Below are 21,218 nucleotides of genomic sequence, written 5' to 3'. Positions count from 1 at the left end.
AGTGCGCCCGAGCGTGTTGCGCGGGCTGGTGGACGTGGAGGAGGTCCTTCCCGCGATCGACGCCGTACTGCTGCTCACCGCGCTGCGCGACGACGAACCCGTGCCCGACCTCACTCTGCCGTTGTCAGCGTTCGAGAACGGCGACGCCGGGGAGCATCCTCGCCTCACACAGGAGGACCTGGACCGGGACTTCAAGGCAGACCTGGCCCGGGCGGACCGGCGCTGGGAGGAGATCTGGGGCGACCATGCCTGGGCGGACTCCGACGAACGGGACTCCCACCGGGCCGACCACCGCGCCGAGGCCGAACGGGAGGCGATCAAGGACCGTGCCCGACGGGCGGCAGCCCATGTCGAGGAGCTCGTCGACCACATCGGCGACCCGCTGTGGCCCGACCTCGTGGAGGCGGTGGAAGCCGGCGACCGGGAGCGTGCGGTCCGAATGCTGGCCGCCGCATGTGCGGCGGCGCGCGCGACCGAACCCGCCTACAAGCTCTACGAGGTCAACCTCTCGGCGCAGTACGAGTCGTCGCCCATGTCCCTCGGCGCCATGGGCGAGGTCCTGAGCGACTTCGAGACCTGGTTGAGGTCGCCCAAGGCCGAGTGATCGGCGAGAAAGGTTCGCCCGCCCCGCTCAACGCAGTAGTGGATCACTGTTGACACGGAGCTTCGCCCGGCCCGGCGACACGGGTTTCCCTCGCGGTGGAGGGGCCCTCCAAGAGTGAGCCGGGGTTCAGGACGTCAGGCGTCGCAGGCGGTTGGCGGCCTCGGTGAGGACGTCGGTACGCTTGCAGAACGCGAACCGTACGAAGGGCGCTCCGGCCTCGCGGTGGTCGTAGAACACGGCGTTCGGGATGGCGACGACACCGGCCCGCTCGGGCAGCGCGCGGCAGAAGGCGAAGCCGTCCCTCTCGCCGAGAGGCCGGATGTCGGTGGTGATGAAGTACGTACCCGCCGTCCGGAACACCTCGAACCCGGCGTCCGCCAGCCCCGTAGCCAGCAGGTCCCGCTTGGCCAGCAGGTCCGCGCGGAACGCCTCGAAGTAGCTGTCCGGCAGCGCGAGCGCCTCGGCGACGGCGTACTGGAACGGCCCGGACGCCACGTACGTCAGGTACTGCTTCGCCGAGCGCACGGCCGAGACGAGCGCGGGCGGGGCCGTCGCCCAGCCCACCTTCCACCCCGTGAAGGAGAACGTCTTGCCCGCAGAACCGACGGTGACCGTCCGCTCCCGCATCCCGGGGAAGGTCGCCAGGGGAATGTGCTCGGCGTCGTCGAAGACGAGGTGCTCGTACACCTCGTCCGTCACCACCAGCAGGTCCCGCTCGACGGCCAGCTCGGCGATCGCCGTCAGCTCCGCACGGGTGAGGACCGTGCCGGTCGGGTTGTGCGGGGTGTTGATCAGCAGCAGCCGCGTCCGGTCGGTGACGGCGTCCCGCAGCTCGTCGAGGTCCAGCCGGAAGCTCGCGTGCCCGTCGGAGTGCGGGCGCAGCGTCACCGGTACGCGCGTCCCGCCCGCCATCGCGATGCAGGCCGCGTACGAGTCGTAGTACGGCTCCAGGGCGACCACCTCGTCGCCGGGTTCGAGCAGCCCCAGCAAGGCGGCCGCGATGGCCTCCGTGGCGCCCGCCGTGACCAGCACCTCCGTGTCCGGGTCGTACGTCAGCCCGTACCGCTTCTCCTGATGCGCGGCGATCGCGGTGCGCAGCTCGGGGACGCCCGGCCCCGGCGGGTACTGGTTGCCGCGCCCGTCGCGCAGCGCCCGTACGGCGGCCTCGCGGATCTCCTCGGGGCCGTCGGTGTCCGGGAAACCCTGGCCCAGGTTGATCGACCCGGTGCTCAGGGCGAGCGCCGACATCTCGGCGAAGATCGTCGTCCCGAACTCGGCGAGCCGCCGGTTGAGCGGAGGGCGAGGGGTGGGGGCGGGGCTTGCGCTGGAGGTCATGGCCGTCATCCTGCGCCGAACCTCTGGACTTCCTCAACTCGGCTTTGAGTGAGCGGACGGGAGGGCATCCCCACGTCACGCACGGCCCACGGGGGGTCTGCAAGGGGAACGAAAGGCAGGTGGCCGAGATGGAGGTCTTCTACATCTTCTTGGGCGCGATCGTGGTGTTCGCTCTGCTGTCGACGCTGGGCGGCTCCCGCCGGCGCCGGCGCCGCTCGGGCAGCTGGTGGGCGGGCGGCGGGTCGTCCGGCGGGAGCGGCGGGTCGTCGTGCGGGGGCAGCTCGTCGTGTGGCGGCGGTTCCTCCTGCGGCGGCGGAGGGGGCGGCTGCGGCGGCGGCAGCTGACCGCGAGACGCGGAGAGAGGACCGCGAGACGCCGAGAGCGCATCGCGGCACCGGACTCGCACGACGAAGCTCTGGATCGCACGACAAAGCTCTGATCACGACAAAGGTCTGATCACGACAAAGGTCTGGATTCGCACGCGAAGCTCTGGACTTGCTCAACTCGGCTTTGAACGAAAGACAGCGGGGGCATCCCCGCCACACGCAAGTGAGCGAGGCGCCCACGGGGGGCCGCTTCGGGGGACTCGGGAAACAGAGGGGAGGGTGACGCCATGAACGCGATCGCGGTGATCGGCATCATCCTGGCGGTGGTCTTTCTCGTGACGGTGGGCGTGGTGGCCGCCGTCAACCGCAGCAGGGCGAACGCGGCGCGGGCGGCGGCACGAAGCCGTCGGTCGTCCGGCCGCGGCGGCAGCGCCTACGGCAGCGGCAGCAGCACCAACAACGCCTCGAGCAACAGCGACAACAGCTGGTGGGTGGTGGGCGCCGCCGGCGTCGGCGTCGGCGACAGCGGTTCGTCCGACTCCTCGTCCGACTCCTCGTCGAACGACGACCGGGGTTCGTCGTCCGGGGGAGGCGGCTCGTCCTGCGGCAGCAGCAGCGGCTCGTCCTGCGGCGGCGGTTCCTCCTGCGGTGGAGGCGGGGGCGGATGCGGTGGAGGCAGCTGACACGGGGCAGCTGAGCTTCACGACACGAGCGCCTGCCGGGACGAACGTCCCGGCAGGCGCTCGCGTGTGTACGGCCCGTGTGTACGGCCCGTGTGTACGGCCCGTGTGTACGGCCCGTGTGTACGGCCGCCTTCTCCGGGCAGACGCCCGGATGTCCACGGCTGGTGACCCATGTGGGCGGCGCACGGGTGTGACTCCTGTGTACGCCTGAGTACGCCGGGTGGGCTCGGTTGTCCGGTGGGCGCTCCCCGGGATTCGCGCGCCCGGTCCGGTGGGCGTGCGGGGAGCACTTCGGCGGACGGGGCGTACGCCGGGTTGAACAGTTGAGCTGGGCAGCCCTCGGGGGGATGGAAAGCACGTCAAGTTGGGTAAAAACGCTGTGGTGGCGCCACAGTTCATGATTCCCTATAAATCGCCAACGCAGCCCCGGGACGTCCCTCCCGGCAGGCCTGATCTGGCTCGACCGGACCGACCGGGACATCGTCCTCGCCCGACCTGGCTGACCGGGCCACATCCCCCGGTGCCGACCGGGGCGCGCCGGACCCACTCCTCCTCTCTTTGCGTCTCTGCGGAGCCGACCCATGCTCACGACCCTGAAAACCGCCTACACCGACACGCGCGCGGCCGACCTCGCCTGGGCCCTGGGCCGCGAACCGCTGCCCGCGCTCGCCATGCTCGACCTCGAACTCACCGGCGCAAAGCTGCAGTTGAGACTGCTCGGCGCGTCCCATCAGGTGCTCCTGGAGGAGGAGCGGGGCAGCCACTGTTCGGAGACGGTCGCATGCATCCCGGGGTCCAGCACGCCCCTCCCGCTCGGCGTCGCCAAACGCGTGGACGACTGGGAGTACGAATTCGCGGCCCGGGTCGAGGTCCTCTCACCGGGTTCCTTCGCCGGCCGCGCCCAGGAGCTGCTGGCGCTCGTCTCCGACCATCCCCACGGCCTCGCAGGCGTCTTCCCCGGCAGCCCCCACGCCTTCACGGCGATGCTCGCGCAGCGATACGAGGGCCAAGTGCACTGGCGTACGTGGCACGCGTATCCGCAGGACGGCCAACTGGTGGCCACGAGAACGAGAGTGGGGGTCCGGGTGCCGGCGACGCTGTGAGCGAAGGGTGCGCTGTGGTGGGTGGGGCGAGGGGTGGGGTGGCTGTGGTGAGTGGCCGGGTGCGGGTCCGGTGGGGCTTCTCGCGCAGTTCCCCGCGCCCCTGAAAGACCAGGCCCTGCGGGCCTGGAAGACAACGGCGCTCGGGGCCGAAAAGCCAGGGGCGCAGCCCCTGCTTTTCAGGGGCGCGGGGAACTGCGCGAGCAACCACGACCCACCCGCACCCGCGAAACAACCCGAACTCCCGAGCTATTAGGCGCCCGGTGTAGCGTCGCAGACCACCCGTGTGGGTGACCCAGCGGAACGTGACCCTGACGGTAGCGTGCCAGGCGTGATCGAGCCGCACGCCCCCGCACCCCCTGGCGCCCCTCCTCCCTGGCGCGGCCAGGGCGGTCATGGAGGCCCGGCCGGCCCCCACGCATGGCTCCCGGTCCGCCCCGGCGTCGGCCGCTTCCTCGTCCTCGCCGGCGTCTTCGTCTGCGCGGCCTGCGGACTCGTGTACGAACTCGAACTCGTCGCGCTCGCCTCGTACTTGATCGGCGACTCCGTCACCCAGGCCTCGGTCGTGCTCTCCGTCATGGTCTTCGCCATGGGCATCGGCTCCCTCGCCGCCAAACGCCTCCGCCCCCGCGCGGCCCTCGGCTTCGGCGCGATCGAAGCCGCCCTCGCCCTGGTCGGCGGCTGCAGCGCCCTCGCGCTGTACGCGGCGTTCGCCTGGACCGGCGACTGGGGCGGCATGTGGGCGAGCGGCTCGCGCCACCTCCTCGTCGCCTTCTCCCTCGCCATCGGCCTGCTCATCGGCGCCGAGGTCCCGCTCCTTATGGAGCTGATCCAGCGCATCCGCCGCCAGGACGCGGGCGGCGCGGTCGCCGACCTGTTCGCGGCGGACTACGTGGGCGCGCTGGTCGGCGGCCTGGCCTTCCCCTTCCTGCTCCTCCCCTGGCTCGGCCAGCTGACCGGCGCCCTCCTCACCGGCACGGTCAACGCCCTCGTCGGCGGCGCCCTCGTCCTGGGCCTGTTCCGCCACGACCTCAGCCGCCGCGCCCGCTGGCTCCTGGTGGTCACCAACCTCGCCGTCCTCGGCCTCCTCGCCACCGCCGCCGTACACGTCGACGACTTCGAACGTGCCGCCCGGCGCGCGGTCTACGGCCACGACGTACGGGTCGCCACGCAGACGGGCATCCAGGAGGTCGTCCTCACCGGCGGCACGGACGGCCGCCCGCTCTCCCTCTTCCTCGACGGCCGCCTGCGCATCAGCGGCCGCGACGAACACCGCTACCACCACGCCCTCGTCCACCCCGCCATGAGCGCCGGCCCCCACACCCGCGTCCTCGTCCTGGGCGGCGGCGACGGCCTCGCCGCCCGCGAAGTGCTCCGCCACGCGGACGTACGCCGGGTCGACATCGTCGAACTCGACCCGGGCGTGGTCCGGCTGGCGCGCACGGACCCGGCCCTCGCCTCCCTCAACGGCCACGTCCACGACGACGACCGCGTCCGCGTCTTCACGCAGGACTCCTTCGCCTGGCTGCGCGACGCCCGCCGGACGGGGACGTACGACGTCGTGATCTCGGACCTCCCCGACCCCGGCATCACGGCGAGCACCAAGCTCTACTCGCAGGAGTTCTACGGACTGGCACTCGAGGTCCTGGCCCACGACGGCCGCATGGTCGTGCACGCGGGCCCGGTGTCGTCCCGCCGCCACGTCTTCTGGACGGTCGACGCGACCGTCCGCGCCACGGGCCTGCACACCACGCCCTACCGCGTCGCCGGCTTCGTCACCGGCCCCGACCGCACGGCCCACACCTCCCGCACCCCCCACGACTGGGGCTTCGTCCTGGCGACCCAGCCCGCCGCCGGCCGACGCCCGCCGCCGGACCTCGGCACCGGGGCCGCGCGACTCCACCCCGACGACCGTATGGACGGCCTGCCACCGTCGACGCTGGTCCATCCGAGGTACGCCGACTGAGCCCCATGCGCCCGGGTGTGGCCGTCCGTGGCACGCATGGGGCGGAACACGAGCAATAACGCGTAGGTACAGGTGCGGTGCGGTCCCTCCTGGGTAGGCTCGGCTTCCATGGAGCATGAGGTGTTCGTTCCGGTTCCCGTCGGCCGCCTCCGGGAGGCGCTGTCCGACCCCGAGCGGGTGGCCCGAGCGGTCCCCGGGCTCCAGCAGGACGCGGGCACCACACCCGTCGCCGGACGCCTGAAGGTACGTATCGCCGGCCACACGATCACCTACCGCGGCACCCTCCGCGTCACCGCCCGGTCCGACGGCTCCTACGCCATCGAGGGCGACGCCACCGAGGCCCGAGGCACCGGCTCCGCCGAACTCACCCTCACCCTCCGCCTCGTCCCGGCCGCCGAGGGCACCACCCTCGCCTTCGCCGGCACGGCCACCGCCGACGGCCGCGTGAGTGAACTCCCGCCCGAGTCGGTGGCGTCGGCGATGACGCGACTGCTGGGGAGGTTCGCGGAGAACCTGGGGGCTGAGGCCGAGCGGGAGGACGGGCCGGAGCCGGAGCCGGCTCCTGAACCCGAAACGGCTGAAACGGCTGAAACGGCCGAACCCACAGGCGCGGCCGAACCCGCAGGCGCCACTGAAACCCCCGATGCCCCCGATGCCCCCGAGGCCTCCGAGGTTTCTGAGGTTTCTGAAGCCACTGACGCCTTCGAGGCCGAAGTGCCGCCGCCGGCGCCGGACCCCTTCGGTGAGGACGACTTCGTCGCCGGGGGTGAGCCGCCGGCCGAGGCCGCGCATGCGCGGCGGACGATGATCGGCCGCAGTGCGGAGGAGGTCGACCACGCCCCGCCACGCGGCCGGTACGCCCCGGTCCCGGCCCCCGAAACCGTCTCCGCGAGCGCCACCCTCCGCTGGGCGGCCCCGGCGGCGGCCCTCGTCGTCGCCTCCGCCATCATCGTGAGCCGCGCCCTGCGCAAACGCCGTTGATGTCGCTGTCGCTGTCGCAACTCCACCCACTGCCCCTGCCACCGCTGAACTCCCCAGGCGCGTGGGCCCAGTAGGGTCGAGGCGTGAGTAGCGAAGAGATCACGTTGGCCGCGGGTGACGCGGAGGCGGTGCTGGCGCCGGGCAACGGCGGGCGGGTGGCGGGCCTGCGGGTCGGTGGGGTCGAACTGCTGCGGCAGGGAGAGCGGTTCGGCAGCTTCCCGATGGTGCCGTGGTGCGGCCGGGTCCGCGACGGCCGTTTCCTCAGCGGCGGCACCGTACAGCAGATGCCCCTCAACGCCCCGCCCCACGCCATCCACGGCACGACCCGCGAGGGACCGTGGCGGGTGGCGCGCCTCGGCGACACCGAGGCCGTCCTCACGTACGACCTCGTCGACCCCTGGCCCTACCCCGGCCGCGTCACCCAGGTGGTGACGCTCACCCCGGACGCCCTCACCCTCGCCATGTCCGTGGAGGCGCACGACTCCTCCTTCCCGGCCCAGATCGGCTGGCACCCCTGGTTCAACCGGAACCTGGCGGGCGGCGTGGAGGACGGGGGAGACGTACGGATCGACTTCGCGCCCGCCTGGCAGGAGGAGCGCGGCGCGGACCACCTGCCCACCGGCAGCCGTCTCGACCCGAAGCCCGGCCCCTGGGACGACTGCTTCGGCATGCCCGGCGGCGTCGACGTCACCCTCATCTGGCCGGGCCGGCTGGAGCTGAAGGTCACCTCCCGCGAGGAGTGGGTCGTGGTCTACGACGAACAGGCGGAGGCCGTGTGCGTCGAACCGCAGACCGGCCCGCCCAACGGCCTCAACACCCACCCCCGTCTGGTCACTCCCATCGACCCCCTGGAAGCCACGACCACGTGGACCTGGCGGCGGCTGTAAGCGGACATAAGGGCCCCCTTAAGCTGGCTGCCATGACTGACGTGGACGTACGCGGCTCGCTGCTGCAGCAGATCAAGGACAAGGCCGTGGTGCACGGCAAGGTGACCCTGTCGTCGGGTCTGGAGGCGGACTACTACGTCGACCTGCGCCGCGTCACCCTCGACGGCGAGGCCGCCCCGCTGGTCGGGCAGGTGCTGCTCGACCTGACCGCCGACCTCGACTTCGACGCGGTCGGCGGTCTCACGATGGGCGCCGACCCCGTGGCCGGCGCGATGCTGCACGCGGCCGCCGCGCGCGGCAGGCGGCTCGACGCGTTCGTCGTCCGCAAGGCGGCCAAGGCGCACGGTATGCAGCGCCGGGTCGAGGGGCCGGACATCGCGGGCCGCCGGGTCCTCGTCGTCGAGGACACCTCCACCACCGGCGGCTCCCCGCTGACCGCCGTCGAGGCCGTGCGTGAGGCCGGCGCGGAGGTCGTCGCCGTCGCCACGATCGTCGACCGGGCGACCGGCGCCGCCGAGAAGATCGAGCAGGGCGCCGGTGTCCCGTACCGGTTCGCGTTCTCGAAGGACGAACTGGGACTCGACTGAGGTTTGGGCAGCCTCGGCTGAGGTCCAGGCCGCCTCGGCTGAGGTACACGCAGGTGAGGTCCAGGCATGGAGCATCCGGTCATGTCTGGAAAGATGGGGCCGACGATGACGTCGCAACCCTAGGTCAGGGCTCGTAAGCACAACGCCACCCGCACATACAAGGAGCGGACCATGCCCATCGCAACCCCCGAGGTCTACAACGAGATGCTCGACCGGGCGAAGGCAGGCAAGTTCGCCTACCCGGCCATCAACGTGACCTCGACCCAGACGCTGCACGCCGCCCTGCGTGGCTTCGCGGAGGCGGAGAGCGACGGCATCGTCCAGATCTCGACCGGCGGTGCCGAGTTCCTGGGCGGCCAGTACAGCAAGGACATGGTGACGGGTTCCGTCGCCCTGGCCGAGTTCGCGCACATCGTGGCCGAGAAGTACCCCGTCACGGTCGCCCTGCACACGGACCACTGTCCGAAGGACAAGCTGGACGGCTACGTACGTCCGCTGCTGGCGGTGTCGGAGGAGCGCGTCGCGCGCGGCGAGAACCCTCTCTTCCAGTCCCACATGTGGGACGGCTCGGCCGAGACCCTCGCCGACAACCTCTCCATCGCCCAGGAGCTCCTCGGCCGCGCCGCCGCCGCGAAGATCATCCTCGAGGTCGAGATCACCCCGACCGGTGGCGAGGAGGACGGCGTCTCCCACGAGATCAACGACTCCCTCTACACGACGGTCGACGACGCGGTCCGTACGGCCGAGGCGCTGGGCCTGGGCGAGAAGGGCCGCTACCTGCTGGCCGCGTCCTTCGGCAACGTCCACGGCGTCTACAAGCCGGGCAACGTCGTCCTGCGCCCCGACCTCCTCAAGGAGCTGAACGAGGGCGTCGCCGCCCGCTTCGGCAAGGCGTCCCCCTTCGACTTCGTCTTCCACGGCGGCTCCGGCTCCACCGAGGAGGAGATCCGCACCGCCCTGGAGAACGGCGTCGTCAAGATGAACATCGACACCGACACCCAGTACGCCTTCACGCGTCCGGTCGCCGACCACATGTTCAAGAACTACGACGGCGTCCTGAAGGTCGACGGCGAGGTCGGCTCCAAGAAGACCTACGACCCCCGCACCTGGGGCAAGCTCGCGGAGGCGTCGATGGCCGCCCGCGTGCTCGAGGCCTGCGGCAACCTGCGCTCGGCGGGCACGAAGATCAAGTAAGCGGTACGGGGCGGCCTCGCCGCCGTAACTGCCCGCAGCCTCCTGAGGGGCTGCGGGCAGCCGTGCTTCGGGGCGTCGCGCCAGCCCCACAGCTCCGGGCAATTCCGCTCATCCGCCGCACCCGCACCCCTGGCCCAATCGCCCCCAGCACGGGATGATTCCCACCATGGCCGAAGTACGCCTGGCCTCCGCCCAGGGCAAATGGATCCTCCTGACCACGGTGCTCGGCTCCAGCATGGCCTTGCTGGACTCGACGGTCGTCAACGTCGCCCTCCCCCGCATCGGCCTCGACCTGGACGCCGACCTCGCGGCCCTCCAGTGGACCGTGAACGCGTACATGCTCACCCTCGCCGGCCTGATCCTCCTCGGCGGCGCGTTGGGCGACCGCTTCGGCCGCCGCAAGGTGTTCGTGGTCGGCGTGGTCTGGTTCGCCGCGGCCTCACTCCTCTGCGGCATCGCCCCGAACGGCGAAGTACTGATCGCCGCCCGAGCCCTCCAGGGCGTGGGCGGCGCACTCCTCACCCCGGGCTCCCTCGCCCTCATCCAGGCGTCGTTCCACCCCGACGACAGGGCGAAGGCGGTGGGCCTGTGGTCCGGCTTCGGCGGCATGGGCGCGGCCGTCGGCCCGTTCGTCGGCGGCTGGCTGGTCGACGGCCCCGGCTGGCGCTGGGTGTTCTTCCTGAACGTCCCCCTGGCCCTCCTCTGCGTCCCCATCGCCGCCCGCCACGTACCGGAGTCGGCGGACGGCCGCAGCCACGACCGAGGCTTCGACATCCTGGGCGCCGTGCTCGGCGCCGCGTCCCTGGCCTTCATCACGTACGCGCTGATCGAGGCCGACGCGGGCTCGGTGGCGGTCGTACTCACCGCACTGGCCGGTGTGGCGACGGCCGTGGCCTTCGTCCACGTCGAACGCCACCGCCCCGACCCGATGATGCCCCCGGAGATCTTCGCGTCCCGCCAGTTCACGGCGGTCAACATCGTCACCCTGTTCGTGTACGCGGCCTTCGGCGGCTTCTTCTTCCTCGCCGCCCTCCAGCTCCAGGTCGTCTCCGGCTACTCGGCCCTGGGCGCCGGCACGGCGCTGCTCCCCATCACCGTGCTGATGCTGCTCCTCTCCGCCCGCGCGGGCGCCCTCGGCGAACGCATCGGCCCTCGCATCCCCCTCACCGTCGGCCCCCTGCTGTGCGCGGCGGGCGTCCTGCTGATGCTCCGCGTGGGCCCCGACGCCTCGTACACGACGGACGTCCTCCCCGCCCTCCTGGTCATGGGCCTGGGCATGGTCACGCTCGTGGCCCCCCTGACCGCCACCGTCCTGGCCTCCGTCCCCACCGACCACGCCGGTCTGGCCAGCGGCATCAACAACGCCGCCGCCCGGGCGGCCGGCCTCATCGCCGTAGCCGCGCTCCCCCTGATCGCCGGCATGGGCCCCGAGGCATACCGCTCACCCACCCAGTTCGACCAGGCCTTCAACACCGCCATGCTCGCCTGCGCGGCCGCCCTCCTGGCCGCTTCCGCCCTCTCCTACGCAACCGTCCGCCGCCCCGCCCCCGACTGCCACCACCCCGAATGCCGCACCCACGGCTGCGTAACGGCCCCACCCCTGGAAGCCACGAAGCCGGGAGACCCCGAGAGCAAAGAGCGGCGACACCCTTAGCAGAGCCGGGGGCGTTTAGGGACGCGGGGAACTGCGCGAGCTTTCAAGGGCGGGGGGAACTGCGCAGGCTTTTAGGGGCGGGGGGAACTGCGCAGGCTTTTAGGGGCGCGGGGAACTGCGCGAGCAACCACCCACAACCCGCACCCGCCCACGAACCCCACCCCACGAGCTCTCAGGCGCCAGGGGGGTCGAAGGGGCGCAGCCCCTGGGGATGGGACGGGTAGGGGCGGCGGGGGCGACAAAACCCCACCCGCCACCCCGAGGCGAATCCCACCCGCCACCCCGAGGCGAATCCCACCCCCACCCCCCGAACCCGACCCCCCACATACGCCAGACTGGAACCCATGACGATTCACGAAAACCTCCTCGGCGGCCCACCCCCGACCCACCTCCCCGACGACCCGGAACCCCGCGAACTCCTCGCCAACGGCACACCCCCCTCCGACGTCGCCGCCAAGTACCCCACCTCCTCCCTCGCCTGGGCCCAACTCGCCGACGACGCCTACGAGCGCGGCAGCGTCGTGGAGTCGTACGCCTACGCCCGTACGGGCTACCACCGCGGCCTCGACGCCCTGCGCCGCAACGGCTGGAAGGGCCACGGCCCCGTCCCCTGGGAGCACGAGCCGAACCGCGGCTTCCTGCGCGCCCTGCACGCCCTCGCCCGCGCCGCGGGCTCGATCGGCGAGCAGGAGGAGTACGAGCGCTGCTCCCAGTTCCTGAAGGACTCCTCCCCGACGGCGGCGCAGACGCTCAGCTGACCCGGCGCGCCCGGACCGTCCCGGACCACCCCCGGTGATCCGGAGGGAGCGCGCGTACATGCAGGTCCGCCTGGTGTGACCAGGCGGACCTTGCGGTCTCGGGTCGGATCCCTGAATATGCCGGTGGGGACCGGGGCCCCCGTGTCGGAATCGGCAGGGGCGGACCGCTACCCGGAGTACACAGCAGGAGACAGCGATGTCCCATCCGGCTCAGCCCCACGAGGCTTCGGAGCCCGAGACTCCGCATCTCGACTTCCAGGGCACGACCCCGTACGAGGACTACGTGCAGGCGGACGTCCTCACCCACCTCCAGCACCCCCTCTCCGAGGACCCCGGAGAAATGGTCTTCCTGGTGACGACCCAGGTCATGGAGCTGTGGTTCACCGTCATCGTCCACGAGTGGGAGACCGCGACCACCGCGATCCGGGGCGACGACGTACCGACGGCGAGGGACGCGCTGAAGCGTTCCGTACGCGAGCTGGAGGCCCTGAACGCCTCCTGGAAGCCCCTCGGCCAGCTCACCCCCGCCCAGTTCAACTCCTACCGCGCCGCCCTCGGCGAGGGCTCCGGCTTCCAGTCGGCGATGTACCGCCGTATGGAGTTCCTGCTCGGCGAGAAGTCCGCCTCCATGCTCGTACCGCACCGGGGCGCCCCGCGCGTCCACGCCGAACTGGAGAAGGCGCTGCACGAGCCGAGCCTCTACGACGAGGTACTACGGCTCCTGGCCCGCCGCGGCCACGCGATCCCCGAGTCCGTCGTACGCCGTGACGTCTCCCAGCGCTACGAGCCGTCCCCCGAGGTCGAGGAGGCGTGGACCGAGGTGTACTCCGGCGACCCGGACCACGACCTCGCCCGCCTCGGCGAGGCGCTGACCGACGTCGCCGAACTCGTCTGGCGCTGGCGCAACGACCACCTCGTCGCCACCCGCCGCGCGATGGGCGCCAAGGCCGGCACGGGCGGCTCCGCCGGCGTGGCCTGGCTGGAGAAGCGTGCCCGCAAGAACGTCTTCCCCGAGCTGTGGACGGCGCGCTCCCATGTCTGAACTCGATGCCGAACGAAATGACCGCGAACTGAACGGCCGCGAACCGAACGACCGCGAACCGAACGACCGCGAACCGAACGACCGCGAATCGAACGACCGCGAATCGAACGACCGCGAATCGAGCGGCCGTGAACCGAACGACCGCGAATCGAGCGGCCGTGAACCGAATGGCCGAGAACTGAACGTCCGTGAACCGAAGGGCCGCGAACTTGCCCTTGAGGCAAGGCAGTTGGACGCGGCCGACGAACTGGCCGGACTGCGCACCCGCTTCGTCCTCGACGACGCCGTGTACCTCGACGGCAACTCCCTGGGCGCACTGCCGGTCTCGGTCCCCGGCCGGCTCGCGGATGTCGTGTACCGCGAGTGGGGCGAGCTGCGCATCCGTTCCTGGGACGAGAGCGGCTGGTGGACCGCGCCCGAGCGGATCGGCGACCGTATCGCTCCGCTGGTGGGCGCGGCGCCCGGCCAGATCGTGGTCGGCGACTCCACAAGTGTCAACGTGTTCAAGGCACTTGTGGCGGCGGTACGCATGGCGGACCCGGCGGGTGACGGCCGCCGCGACGAGATCCTGGTCGACGCGACGACGTTCCCCACGGACGGCTACATCGCCGAGTCCGCGGCCCGTATGACGGGCCGCACGCTGCGCCCGGTGACCCCCGCGGAGGTGCCGGCCGCCCTCAGCGACCGTACGGCCGCCGTACTCCTCAACCACGTCGACTACCGCACCGGCCGCCTCCACGACCTGCCCGGCCTGACCGCGGCGGCCCACCGGGCGGGCGCCCACATCGTCTGGGACCTCTGTCACAGCGCGGGTGCCCTCCCCGTCGGCCTCGACGAACACGGCGTCGACCTGGCCGTCGGCTGCACCTACAAATACCTCAACGGAGGCCCCGGCTCCCCGGCCTACCTCTACGTCCGCCACGACCTCCAGCCCCACTTCGACTCCCCCCTCCCCGGCTGGACCTCCCACGCCCAACCCTTCGCCATGCACCCGTCCTACGAGCCCGCCACGGGCGCACCACGAGGCCGCGTAGGCACACCTGACATCCTGTCAATGCTCGCTCTGGAGGCGGCACTTGACGTCTGGTACGGGGGGAGCGGAGGGCCGACCGAAGGACCGGGAGCCGACACCGCGACGACGGCGGGAACCGGAAGCAGGACTGGGACCGGAACCAGGACCGGGACCGGAAGCGGGACCGGAACCAGGACCGGAAGCGGGACCGGAACGGGAAGCGGAACCGGAACCGGAATCGGCGTGACGATCGAGTCGGTCCGCGCCAAGTCCCTCGCCCTCACGGACTTCTTCCTGCGCTGCGTATCGGCGTACGTCCCCGAAGGCCGCGTCGAGTCCCTCACCCCGACCGCCCACGCGGAACGCGGCAGCCAGATCGCCCTCCGCTGCGACGACGCCGGCGACGTCATGAAACGCCTCATCCACCAGGGCGTCATAGGCGACTTCCGCCACCCCGACGTCCTCCGCTTCGGCTTCACCCCCCTCTACGTCAGCTTCACGGACGTAGAGCATGCGGCATGGGTACTGGGAGAGACGTTGGGGTCACCGGGGTAACGGCGCCCGGGGGAGCGGGGGTGGTGGTGCCGGGGGAGCTTGGGGTCGCTGGGGTGGTGCTGCCGGGGCAGCTTGGGGGGTCGCTGGGGTAGCGGTGCCCGGGGCAGCTTGGGGTCGCTGAGGGCAGCCGTGCCGCAGGGGCCGTGCCCCCCAGCTGTCCCAGCTGTCCCAGCTGCGGGCAGTCGTGCCGCTAGGGGCGGCACGGGTGGGCGCAGCGGCACCCGGCAAGCGCCGGTGAGCGAAACCCACCCCCGCCCAGCCCCAGCACCGGCCTCGCTTCCACCCCCACCGCCCCACTTGACCCCGCTCCACCCCGCACCAGAACCCCCCTCCCCGCCCACCCTGACCCAGCGTCACATCCCCGTGTAGACGCACGTCACCGGCCTGATACCGTCCCCGCCAACGGCAGGCCTCCCCACCCCAGAGCCCCGCCCACCCCAAACCCTTCCAAATCCGTTTCACCCGAGAGGTTGGCGCATGCCGGACGACGACGCCGCAGCCCGCGATGCCGCCGAAGAGGCATCCGCCTTCTCACACCCACCGGTCGCCCCCGACGCCACCGCCCCCTACGGTGACCACCCCGACCAGGTGATCGACTTCTACGCCCCCCGCCCCCCTGACACGGGCGCGAGCGCGGACACAGGCACGGGCACAGGCACAGGCACAGGCACAGGCACGGTCCCCGAGCCCGGCGCAGGCACAGGCGCAGGCACAGGCACAGGCACAGGCACAGGCGCAGGCACAGGCACAGACGCAGACGCAGCCCCCCGCACCGCCCCCGTGATCGTCGTCCTGCACGGCGGCGCCTGGCGCGCCCCCTACGACCGCCACCACATCACCCCCTTCGCCGACTTCCTCACCCGTCACGGCTTCGCCGTGGCCAACGTCGAGTACAGAAGGGGCAGTTCACTCCCGGCCCAGACGGGCCCGACCGGCACCCCCGCCCCACTCGCGGGCCGCTGGCCGGAGACGTTCGACGACATCGCGGCCGCGCTGGACGCCCTGCCCGGCCTCGTACGCCAGGCCCTGCCCCAGGCAGACCCACGCCGCATGGTCCTCACGGGCCACTCCGCCGGCGGCCACCTCGCCCTCTGGGCCGCCGCCCGCCACGTACTCCCGGCCGACAGCCCGTGGCGCACGCCCCGCCCGGCCCCCCTCCGAGGCGTCGTCGCCCTGGCCCCCATCGCCGACTTCGAGGTGGCCGTGAAACTGGACGTCTGCGGCGGCGCCACCACCCAACTCCTGCGCGGCCAGGACAAGTTCACCGAACGCCGCCCCCACGCCGACCCGGCCCTCCTCCTCCCGACCGGCATCGCCACCACCCTCGTACAGGGCCGCTCCGACATCGTCGTCCCCGAGGCCGTCGCCGAGGCATACGCCGACGCCGCGGCCAAGGCGGGCGAGGTCGTGGGCCTGACCCTCCTGGAGGACGTGGGCCACTTCCCCCTGATCGACCCGGCGGCGGACGCCTGCGCGGTAGTGGTGGAGGAAATCGCGCAATTGGCCTGGTGAGCGGGCCCGGCGCCACCCCCTTCACCGCCCTTCCCCCTCCCCGCTGATACCCGTAATACCTGAGAGCTACCTCTCAGGTGAGCTCCCTGGCGTGACGCCGACCACGACCTCCGATTCGTAACTTCCTTCCCAGAGCGGCCCGACGGACGGGCGGCCTGAATGGGAAGGGGCGGGTGACATGGGGGTCGCGACATGGCCGGAGGCAGCCCTCCGACCACCCACGGAACCACGGCCCGCGGCAGCCACCCCCGCCCCCGTCCTACTCGCGCCCGTACTCGCATCCCCATCCCCATCCCCATCCCCATCCGCATCCGCATCCGCATCCGCATCCGCATCCGCATCCGCACCCTCATCGGCCCCCACGCCGCAGAACCCCCGACACCCCACCCCCTGGTTCCGACCCACCTGGTCGGCCCGCCTACGCCGCACGCTCCTCGCCCTCCTGATCGCCACGGCCGTAGTCGCCCCCGTCTCCGCCGCGGCCAGGCCCCGGATCCCGGCCCCGCCCCCGGCCTCGCTCGCCCCGCTGACCCCGACGACACTCCGGTCGACATACGAGGCCAACCGCGCGAACGCCGCAGAGGCGGCCCGCATGGCCGAAGCCCACGGCGACCGAAGCCGAGCCGCGACGGACCGGTGGATGGCGGCGCCCGCCCGACAACTCCTGTCGTTCGACGGCCGAGGCCCGGGCCAGGCGGTAGAAGTCCTGGGTGACCTGCTGAAGGCCGACCACATAGCGGTCCTGGTCCCGGGCTCGGACACCAGCCTGGACACCTACGACCGCTTCCACAAAGCCGCACTGGCCTTGCACGACCGCACGGGCCCGGACACAGCGTTGATCGCCTGGCTCGGCTACGAGACACCCGGAACGATCAGCACGACGGTCCTGACCCCCACCCGCGCGGAACAGGCGGCCCCTCACCTCCGCACGTTCCTACGCGAACTCCGAGGTCTGTCGGGCGACTCCACCAGCATCGCCCTCCTCTGCCACTCCTACGGCTCGGTCGTCTGCGCCCGCGCAGCCACCGACCTGAAGAACGTCGTCGACGACATGGCCCTGATCGGCAGCCCCGGCACAGGTGTGGACAGCGCGGCCGCCCTGCACACCTCGGCACGCGTATGGGCGGCCCGAGGCACCGAGGACTGGATCGCGATGGTCCCCCACTCCCGCACCGACCTCTTCGGGACCACCCTCGGCTTCGGCCCCGACCCCACCTCCCCCTCCTACGGCGCCCACGTCTTCACCGCAGGCCCCGCCGGCCACAGCGACTACTTCACCCCCAACTCCACCGCCCTCAAGAACCTCGCCCACATAGCCCAAGGCACCCGCTCGGAGGCACCCCATGCGTAACCACCACGCACCGACGCCAACGGCTACGAACCCACTACAAACCGAAGCCGAAGGCCGAGCGGCAGCCGAGGCGGGGCCCGCCGCCGCAGTCGCCGACGGCGCTCAACCCCCACAGGGGCCACCCGCACCCGACGACGATTCCCGCACGGGCGGTGCGGGTGGGAAACCAAACCCGGCCGCAGGCCGGCTGCACCCCCACGCACCCGCACGAGCCACACAAACCGAACGACCCCCACGCCGCCTCCGAACCCCGCGAACCCCGCGAACCCCCCTCACCACCGCCCGCCAAGCCGCCCACCACATCAACACCGCAACCCCACCCCACCGAGACCGCGCAGTCGACGCCCTACGAGCCCTCGCCATACTCGGCATAATCCTGGGCCACTGGCTGGTGACCGCCCTGGTCGCGGACGGCAACACCCTCCACTCCACCAGCCCCCTCCAGCACCTGCCCTGGCTGGCCCCCATCTCCTGGCTCTTCCAAACCCTGGCCGTCTTCTTCCTGGTAGGCGGCCACGTGGCCACGAAGAGCTACACCTCGGCCCGGGCCCACGGCACGACGTACACCCAATGGCTCCACACCCGTCTGACCCGCCTGTTCATACCGGTCGCCGCCCTCCTGACCCTCTGGACGGCGGTGACGATCGGCCTCCTGGCCACAGGCACCCGCATCGACACGATCCACACCCTCCTGAACCTGGCCCTGTCCCCCCTGTGGTTCCTCCTGGTCTTCGCCGCCCTCACAGCGGCGACGCCCCTACTGACCCGCATCAACCCCCTCTGGCCCTTGGCAGTCGTCCTCCACGTGGACCTCATCCGCTTCGGCCTCGGCGGCCCCCAGGCACTCGGCTGGATCAACCTGGCCGCGGGCTGGCTCGTGCCGTACACCCTGGGCGCGGCCTGGACCCGAGGGGAGCTGGACCGCCGCCGCGCGGGCTGGACCCTGCTGGTGTCCGGCACGGCGGCGACGGCGGCCCTGATCCTCTGGGCCGGCTACCCGGCGTCGATGGTCGGCGTCCCCGGCGCCCAGATCTCCAACCTGAACCCACCCACCCTGGCCGCCGTCACCTTCGGCCTGGCCCAGTGCGGCCTGGCCCTCCTCCTGCGCGGCCCCCTCCGCCGTACGCTGCGACGCCGGCCGATGGCCTGGGCGGCGGTCGCGGTGGTCAACCTCTCGGCGATGACCGTGTTCCTCTGGCACCAGACGGCACTGATGGCGACAACAGCAACAGGCCTGGCGGCGGGCCGCCTCCCCGGCCTGCACACCCTCCCTGACCACCTGAGCTGGGTGGCGGCCCGCCTCGCCTGGCTGCCGGTCTTCACCCTCGCACTCCTGCTCTGCTGGTCCGCGTTCCACGGTTACGAGAACCGCCGCCTCCGCAGGACCTTCCGACCGATACGGCCCCGAACGACCCCCCAACCGCAGAACACGCCAACCCAAGCGGTACGCCATGCCTAGGCTGATGCGAATGAACGCGGTGGAGAAGCGGCTGACCAGGGGCCTACGGCTGCTGCGCGAGGACCTGTGGAGCGCCACGCCCCACCCCCTGCCGCCCTCCGCCCGCCTGCGCCGGCTCCCGCACGTCCTGGTCGTCCTCGTCGCGTTCGTCACGATGCTCGGGAACATCGACCAGCTGGACGACCGCTATCAACTGGGCGCGGAGTACACGCTGTTGTGCTCGCTGGCACAGGCCGCGGCCGTGGTGCTGGCGCTGTGGTGGCCGGTACCGGCGTGGTGGGCCTCGATGGTGGCGACCACCGTGGTGGCCCTGGGTGTCCCAGCCCGACTGATCACCGATCAGGCCGGCTCCCGCCTCACACACCCCGACGTCGCCGACGGCCTCAACGCCCCGCTGCCCCATGGCGCGATCGGCACCGTCGTTCCGTGGCCATGGAGCCCGATGGCGCTGATCGCCCACGCGATCATCCTCTTCCTCCTCGCCCTGCGCCTGCCCACGCGCGTGGCGACAGAGGTGCTGGCACTGACCGCGCTGGGCACCTACGCCCTCCAAAGCCTCGCCGGTTCCCACGTGTACGCGTCGACGAGCACCCTGGCACTCGCCCTGTTCGTCGGTGCCGTCCTCCTCGGCAGCGCGATGCGTGGCCGCCGCGAGGCCCGTACCCAACTCGTCGAGCAGACGAGCATCACCGCCGAGGAACGCGCCCGCCGCACCCTCCTGGAGGAGCGCAGCCGTATCGCCCGTGAACTGCACGACGTGGTCGCCCACCACATGTCGGTGATCTCCATCCAGGCCCAGGTCGCCCCGCACCTGGTGGAGAACCCCTCCGAGGAGCTGAAGGAGAACCTCCACGGCATCCGGAAGAACGCGCTGGAGGCCCTCACCGAACTCCGCCGCGTCCTCGGTGTACTGCGCTCCGAGAACCCACCGGACGCCGACCCCGACGACCCGCACGGCATAACGGCCGCCGCCGAGGGCACCGCCCCGCACACCCCGCAGCCCACCCTGGACCGCCTCGACGCCCTCATCGACAACACCCGCGCCGCCGGCCTGGCGGTCGTCACCGAGATCCACGGCGAGGTGAGCCCCCTCCCACCCGGTGTGGAGCTGTCGGCGTACCGGATAGTCCAGGAGGCGCTCAGCAACGCCCTGCGGCATGCGCCCGGGGCGACCGTGCGGGTGGAGCTCACCCACTTCCCCCGCGGTCTGCAGGTACGGGTCATCAACTCCCGTCCCGCCCACAAGGCCCCGCCGTCCCCCGGCGCCGGGCACGGCCTCCTCGGCATGCGTGAGCGCGCCGCGATGCTCGGTGGCACCCTCATGGCGACCGAGACCTCCCACGGCGGCTTCGCGGTCGTGGCCTTCCTCCCACGAAACGGCGATCCCGGCGGCGAGCCCTCGGCCCCCGTACCGGACACGACAGGAGAACAGCGTCCATGACGAGCAGCACCATCCGCGTACTGATCGCCGACGACCAGCAGATGGTCCGCCAGGGCTTCTCGGTGCTGCTCAACACCCGGCCCGACATCGACGTCGTCGGCCAGGCGGTGCACGGCCTCGACGCGATCGACAAGGTGGCCGAACTCGCCCCGGACGTCGTCCTGATGGACATCCGCATGCCCGAACTCGGCGGCATCGAGGCCACCCACCGCATCACCACCGAGCACCCGCACATCAGAGTCCTCGTCCTCACGACCTTCGACCTCGACGAGTACGTGTACGAGGCCCTGCGCGCCGGCGCGTCCGGCTTCCTGCTCAAGGACGCCTCCGCCGACCAGCTCGCCGAAGCGGTACGGGTGGTGGCGGCGGGCGACGCCCTGCTCGCCCCCGGCATCACCCGCCGTCTCATCGCCGAGTTCTCCCGCCTCGGCACCACACCCCGCGCCCCCCTCAAGGCCCGCGTCGGCGACCTGACCGAACGGGAGACGGAGGTGCTCACCCTGATCGCCCAGGGCCTGTCCAACGCCGAGATCGCCCAGCGCCTCGTCGTCGCCGAGCAGACCGTGAAGACCCACGTCGGCCGCATCCTGGTCAAACTGGGCCTCCGCGACCGCACCCAGGCAGCGGTCTTCGCCTACGAGTCGGGCCTGGTCCGCCCCGCCGGGTACTGAGCGGACACCGGCCACGCACTACCCGTAGTACCTGAGACGGACCCGGACAGACCCTCCTCACTGGTGACGACGCCGACCCCGCCCTCCACCTACCGTTTTC

At 71.7% G+C, this 21,218-nt stretch carries 19 protein-coding genes; 18 read left to right on the top strand and 1 reads right to left on the bottom strand.

Going from position 1 to position 21,218, the window contains the following annotated elements; translation table 11 throughout:
• Position 1: 1 nt before the first annotated feature.
• Positions 2–604 carry a hypothetical protein gene (locus tag JIX56_RS20990; RefSeq protein ID WP_257542746.1) on the top strand — a complete coding sequence of 201 codons (603 nt, stop codon included), beginning with the start codon at positions 2–4 and terminating at the stop codon, positions 602–604.
• 126 nt (positions 605–730) lie between these two features.
• Here the strand turns inward: JIX56_RS20990 and JIX56_RS20985 are convergent, their stop codons facing one another.
• Positions 731–1,948 carry a pyridoxal phosphate-dependent aminotransferase gene (locus JIX56_RS20985; protein ID WP_257542745.1) on the bottom strand — a complete coding sequence of 406 codons (1,218 nt, stop codon included), beginning with the start codon at positions 1,946–1,948 and terminating at the stop codon, positions 731–733.
• 110 nt (positions 1,949–2,058) lie between these two features.
• Between JIX56_RS20985 and JIX56_RS20980 the strand changes: the two genes are divergently transcribed.
• From JIX56_RS20980 to JIX56_RS20900, 17 genes are all read left to right on the top strand, one after another.
• On the top strand, positions 2,059–2,283 hold the full coding sequence (locus JIX56_RS20980) for a hypothetical protein (protein WP_257542744.1): 225 nt from the start codon (positions 2,059–2,061) through the stop codon (positions 2,281–2,283).
• 269 nt (positions 2,284–2,552) lie between these two features.
• Positions 2,553–2,948, top strand: coding sequence for a hypothetical protein (locus tag JIX56_RS20975; protein WP_257542743.1), 396 nt, complete (start codon positions 2,553–2,555; stop codon positions 2,946–2,948).
• Between the two features lie 581 nt (positions 2,949–3,529).
• A complete protein-coding gene (locus tag JIX56_RS20970; RefSeq protein WP_257542742.1) occupies positions 3,530–4,051 on the top strand; it encodes a DUF2617 family protein in 522 nt (173 codons plus the stop codon).
• A gap of 328 nt (positions 4,052–4,379) precedes the next feature.
• Positions 4,380–6,014, top strand: a complete 1,635-nt coding sequence (locus JIX56_RS20965; protein WP_257542741.1) for a polyamine aminopropyltransferase — start codon at positions 4,380–4,382, stop codon at positions 6,012–6,014.
• Between the two features lie 108 nt (positions 6,015–6,122).
• A complete protein-coding gene (locus tag JIX56_RS20960) occupies positions 6,123–6,995 on the top strand; it encodes an SRPBCC family protein (protein ID WP_257542740.1) in 873 nt (290 codons plus the stop codon).
• 83 nt (positions 6,996–7,078) lie between these two features.
• The gene (locus JIX56_RS20955; protein ID WP_257542739.1) at positions 7,079–7,882 is read left to right on the top strand and encodes an aldose epimerase family protein; all 804 of its coding nucleotides are present in this window, start codon (positions 7,079–7,081) and stop codon (positions 7,880–7,882) included.
• A 32-nt stretch (positions 7,883–7,914) separates the two neighbouring features.
• A complete protein-coding gene (gene pyrE, locus JIX56_RS20950) occupies positions 7,915–8,469 on the top strand; it encodes an orotate phosphoribosyltransferase (protein WP_257542738.1) in 555 nt (184 codons plus the stop codon).
• 171 nt (positions 8,470–8,640) lie between these two features.
• Positions 8,641–9,663, top strand: coding sequence for a class II fructose-bisphosphate aldolase (gene fbaA, locus JIX56_RS20945; protein WP_257542737.1), 1,023 nt, complete (start codon positions 8,641–8,643; stop codon positions 9,661–9,663).
• 166 nt (positions 9,664–9,829) lie between these two features.
• Positions 9,830–11,317, top strand: a complete 1,488-nt coding sequence (locus tag JIX56_RS20940; RefSeq protein ID WP_257542736.1) for an MFS transporter — start codon at positions 9,830–9,832, stop codon at positions 11,315–11,317.
• A 344-nt stretch (positions 11,318–11,661) separates the two neighbouring features.
• The gene (locus JIX56_RS20935; RefSeq protein ID WP_257542735.1) at positions 11,662–12,075 is read left to right on the top strand and encodes a DUF3151 domain-containing protein; all 414 of its coding nucleotides are present in this window, start codon (positions 11,662–11,664) and stop codon (positions 12,073–12,075) included.
• Between the two features lie 196 nt (positions 12,076–12,271).
• Positions 12,272–13,117, top strand: coding sequence for a tryptophan 2,3-dioxygenase family protein (locus tag JIX56_RS20930; RefSeq protein WP_257542734.1), 846 nt, complete (start codon positions 12,272–12,274; stop codon positions 13,115–13,117).
• Complete coding sequence (locus JIX56_RS20925; protein WP_257542733.1) at positions 13,110–14,684, top strand: kynureninase; 1,575 nt, start codon at positions 13,110–13,112, stop codon at positions 14,682–14,684. The genes JIX56_RS20930 and JIX56_RS20925 overlap by 8 nt, the downstream gene beginning before the upstream one ends.
• Positions 14,685–15,161: 477 nt before the next feature.
• Complete coding sequence (locus tag JIX56_RS20920; RefSeq protein ID WP_257542732.1) at positions 15,162–16,196, top strand: alpha/beta hydrolase; 1,035 nt, start codon at positions 15,162–15,164, stop codon at positions 16,194–16,196.
• A 442-nt stretch (positions 16,197–16,638) separates the two neighbouring features.
• Positions 16,639–17,547 carry an alpha/beta hydrolase family protein gene (locus JIX56_RS20915; RefSeq protein ID WP_257550998.1) on the top strand — a complete coding sequence of 303 codons (909 nt, stop codon included), beginning with the start codon at positions 16,639–16,641 and terminating at the stop codon, positions 17,545–17,547.
• A gap of 301 nt (positions 17,548–17,848) precedes the next feature.
• Positions 17,849–19,006 carry an acyltransferase family protein gene (locus JIX56_RS20910; protein ID WP_257550996.1) on the top strand — a complete coding sequence of 386 codons (1,158 nt, stop codon included), beginning with the start codon at positions 17,849–17,851 and terminating at the stop codon, positions 19,004–19,006.
• Between the two features lie 10 nt (positions 19,007–19,016).
• Complete coding sequence (locus tag JIX56_RS20905) at positions 19,017–20,447, top strand: sensor histidine kinase (RefSeq protein WP_257542731.1); 1,431 nt, start codon at positions 19,017–19,019, stop codon at positions 20,445–20,447.
• On the top strand, positions 20,444–21,118 hold the full coding sequence (locus JIX56_RS20900; protein ID WP_257542730.1) for a response regulator: 675 nt from the start codon (positions 20,444–20,446) through the stop codon (positions 21,116–21,118). Before JIX56_RS20905 ends, JIX56_RS20900 begins: the two co-directional genes overlap by 4 nt.
• Positions 21,119–21,218 lie beyond the last annotated feature (100 nt).

This window comes from Streptomyces sp. CA-210063 (assembly GCF_024612015.1).
Classification (GTDB): domain Bacteria; phylum Actinomycetota; class Actinomycetes; order Streptomycetales; family Streptomycetaceae; genus Streptomyces.
This window is presented reverse-complemented; position numbering and strand designations above follow the sequence as displayed.

Coding starts and splice junctions, on each gene's coding strand:
- JIX56_RS20985 (WP_257542745.1), bottom strand. CDS start 1,948: ATGACGGCCATGACCTCCAGCGCAAGCCCCGCCCCCACCCCTCGCCCT.
- JIX56_RS20975 (WP_257542743.1), top strand. CDS start 2,553: ATGAACGCGATCGCGGTGATCGGCATCATCCTGGCGGTGGTCTTTCTC.
- JIX56_RS20970 (WP_257542742.1), top strand. CDS start 3,530: ATGCTCACGACCCTGAAAACCGCCTACACCGACACGCGCGCGGCCGAC.
- JIX56_RS20960 (WP_257542740.1), top strand. CDS start 6,123: ATGGAGCATGAGGTGTTCGTTCCGGTTCCCGTCGGCCGCCTCCGGGAG.
- pyrE (WP_257542738.1), top strand. CDS start 7,915: ATGACTGACGTGGACGTACGCGGCTCGCTGCTGCAGCAGATCAAGGAC.
- fbaA (WP_257542737.1), top strand. CDS start 8,641: ATGCCCATCGCAACCCCCGAGGTCTACAACGAGATGCTCGACCGGGCG.
- JIX56_RS20940 (WP_257542736.1), top strand. CDS start 9,830: ATGGCCGAAGTACGCCTGGCCTCCGCCCAGGGCAAATGGATCCTCCTG.
- JIX56_RS20935 (WP_257542735.1), top strand. CDS start 11,662: ATGACGATTCACGAAAACCTCCTCGGCGGCCCACCCCCGACCCACCTC.
- JIX56_RS20930 (WP_257542734.1), top strand. CDS start 12,272: ATGTCCCATCCGGCTCAGCCCCACGAGGCTTCGGAGCCCGAGACTCCG.
- JIX56_RS20925 (WP_257542733.1), top strand. CDS start 13,110: ATGTCTGAACTCGATGCCGAACGAAATGACCGCGAACTGAACGGCCGC.
- JIX56_RS20920 (WP_257542732.1), top strand. CDS start 15,162: ATGCCGGACGACGACGCCGCAGCCCGCGATGCCGCCGAAGAGGCATCC.
- JIX56_RS20905 (WP_257542731.1), top strand. CDS start 19,017: ATGAACGCGGTGGAGAAGCGGCTGACCAGGGGCCTACGGCTGCTGCGC.
- JIX56_RS20900 (WP_257542730.1), top strand. CDS start 20,444: ATGACGAGCAGCACCATCCGCGTACTGATCGCCGACGACCAGCAGATG.